The sequence below is a fragment of the Nocardia sp. NRRL S-836 genome (assembly GCF_001279525.1).
GTDB lineage: Bacteria > Actinomycetota > Actinomycetes > Mycobacteriales > Pseudonocardiaceae > Lentzea.
In genome coordinates this window covers 1-2,477 of record NZ_LGDY01000175.1, presented here as the reverse complement: position 1 = coordinate 2,477, position 2,477 = coordinate 1, and the positions used below count along the sequence as shown (strand labels likewise).

The following is a 2,477-nucleotide window of genomic DNA, read 5'->3' as shown; positions in this document are numbered from 1 at the left end:
AAGGCCGCCGGTGGGCAGCGGCGGATCTTCAGCGACGACAGCCGGGTGCGGCTGGCCGACGGGTGCCTGCTGATCGGCCGCACGCTCGACCGCGACGACCTGGCCCAGCTGCTGGCCGAGGGCATCCCGTTCGTGTCGATCGGCCGCCGCGACGACGCGGGCGGACCGGTACCGCACGTCGGCGCCGACTACCGCACCGCCGTGCGCGACCTGGTGGACCGCGCGGTCGCCCTGGGCCACCGGAAGTTCGCGTACGTCGGACCGGGATCGGGTGCCGAGTCGTCCGCCGACCGGTTGCTCGGGTTCCACGAAGCCGTTGCGGCACGCGGCGTTCACGGCGTGCACCGGCCCACCGCGAGCCTGGACGAGCTGCGGGACGCGGGGGTCACGGCCGTGCTCACCGAAGAGCTTTCCGACGGTGCCGCGCTCGTGCTCGCCGCCCGCGAACGCGGCCTGTCCGTACCCGGCGACCTGTCCGTGCTCATGCTCGGCGCCGCCACCCGGCCCGCATCCGACGACGTGGCGCTCACCGGCTTCTTCCGCATCCCCCGCCGCGAGATGGGACGCAGGGCCGTGCAGGCACTCACCGAGGTGCTCGAACGCGCCACCACCCCGCGAGAACTGCTGCCCTGCGAATTCGTCGAGGGCTCGACGCTGGGCTGATCGGGAACGGCCGGGCGCGACGCCACGGCCGCTCGATCCCCGACCGACTGAGGAGGAAGCTTTGCAGGACCACACGGACGCTGTCGTCGTCGGCGGCGGGCTCGGCGGGGTCGCCGCCGCACTGGCGCTGCTGCGCGCCGGTCGCAGGGTCGTGCTCACCGAGGAGTTCGACTGGCTCGGCGGCCAGCTCACCAGCCAGGCCGTGCCGCCCGACGAGCACAGCTGGGTCGAACGCTTCGGCGTCACGGCGAGCTACCGGGCGTTGCGCGACGGCATCCGCGACTACTACCGCCGCCACTACCCGCTGACCCCGCGGGCACGGGCGTGGCGTGAGCTCAACCCCGGCGCCGGCAACGTCAGCAGGCTCTGCCACGAGCCCCGCGTGGCCGTCGCGGTGATCGACGAGATGCTCGCCCCGTACCGCGGCAGCGGCCGGCTCACCGTCCTGCAGCCCTACCGCCCGGTCGCCGCGCGGACGGACGGCGACCGGGTCGTGTCCGTCACCGTGGAGCACCGCGACACCGGCGACCGGATCGAGCTGGCCGCGCCGTACATCCTGGACGCCACCGAGACCGGTGAGCTGCTCCCGCTGTCCGGCACCGAGTACGTGACCGGTTTCGAGTCCACTCTGGACACCGGCGAGCCGAGCGCGCCCGAGGTGGCGCAGCCGGCGAACATGCAGGCGATGTCGGTGTGCTTCGCGGTCGACCACGTCGACGGCGACCACACGATCGACAAGCCCGCACGATACGGTTTCTGGCGTGAGTACCAGCCGGAGTTCTGGGGTGACCGGATGCTGTCGTTCCGCTCCCCCGACCCGCGCACGCTGGCCATCGCGGAGCGCACGTTCACGCCGAACCCGGACGACGACCCGCTGTCGGTGCTGTCGGACCAGCGGTTGAGCGCCGGTGACAGCAACCTGTGGACGTTCCGCCGCATCGCCGCCCGCCGCAACTTCGTGGACGGCGCCTACGACAGCGACATCTGCCTGGTCAACTGGCCGATGATCGACTACTTCGAGTCACCGGTCATCGACGTGCCCGACGCCGACACGCACATCGCCGCCGCACGCGAGCTGTCCAGGTCGGTGCTGTACTGGCTGCAGACCGAGGCACCCCGCGCGGACGGCGGCACCGGCTTCCCCGGCCTGCGGCTGCGCGGTGACGTCACCGGCAGCGCCGATGGCCTCGCCCAGGCGCCGTACATCCGGGAGTCGCGGCGAATTCGCGCCGAGTACACGATCGTCGAGCAGGACCTGTCGCTGGCTGTGCGGGGCGACAAGGGCGCGGTGCGGCACGAAGATGCCGTGGGTGTGGGTATGTACCGCATCGACCTGCACCCCTCGACCGGCGGCGACAACTACCTCGACGTCGCCAGCTGCCCGTTCGAGATCCCGCTGGGCGCGCTGATCCCCCAGCGGGTCGAGAACCTGCTCCCCGCGGGCAAGAACATCGGCACCACCCACATCACCAACGGTTCCCACCGGCTGCACCCGGTCGAGTGGAACGTCGGCGAGGTCGCGGGCGCGCTCGCGGACTTCTGCCTCGCGCACCGGGTCACCCCACGCGCCGTGCGCAACACCCCCGGCCTGCTCGCTCAGTTCCAGCACCGGCTGGACCGCGACGGGGTCGAGCTCCGCTGGCCGGACGTGTCCGGCTACTGACAGGGAGACGACATTGACCAAGCTGCCACGCCTTTCCGCCGTCATCATCGCCGCCGTTCTCGCCCTGACCGCGTGTTCCGGCTCCACCACGTCCGGCCCGAAGTCGTTGCGCATGACCGTGTGGACCGCCAACCAGGCCCACCTCACACTG

General features: G+C 71.9%; 2 protein-coding genes. Both read left to right on the top strand.

Going from position 1 to position 2,477, the window contains the following annotated elements:
* On the top strand, window positions 1-663 hold a 663-nt coding region (locus ADL03_RS43700; RefSeq protein WP_053739563.1), incomplete at its 5' end, for a substrate-binding domain-containing protein.
* A 61-nt stretch (window positions 664-724) separates the two neighbouring features.
* Complete coding sequence (locus tag ADL03_RS43695; protein WP_053739562.1) at window positions 725-2,326, top strand: FAD-dependent oxidoreductase; 1,602 nt, start codon at window positions 725-727, stop codon at window positions 2,324-2,326.
* The last annotated feature ends 151 nt before the right edge of the window (window positions 2,327-2,477 follow it).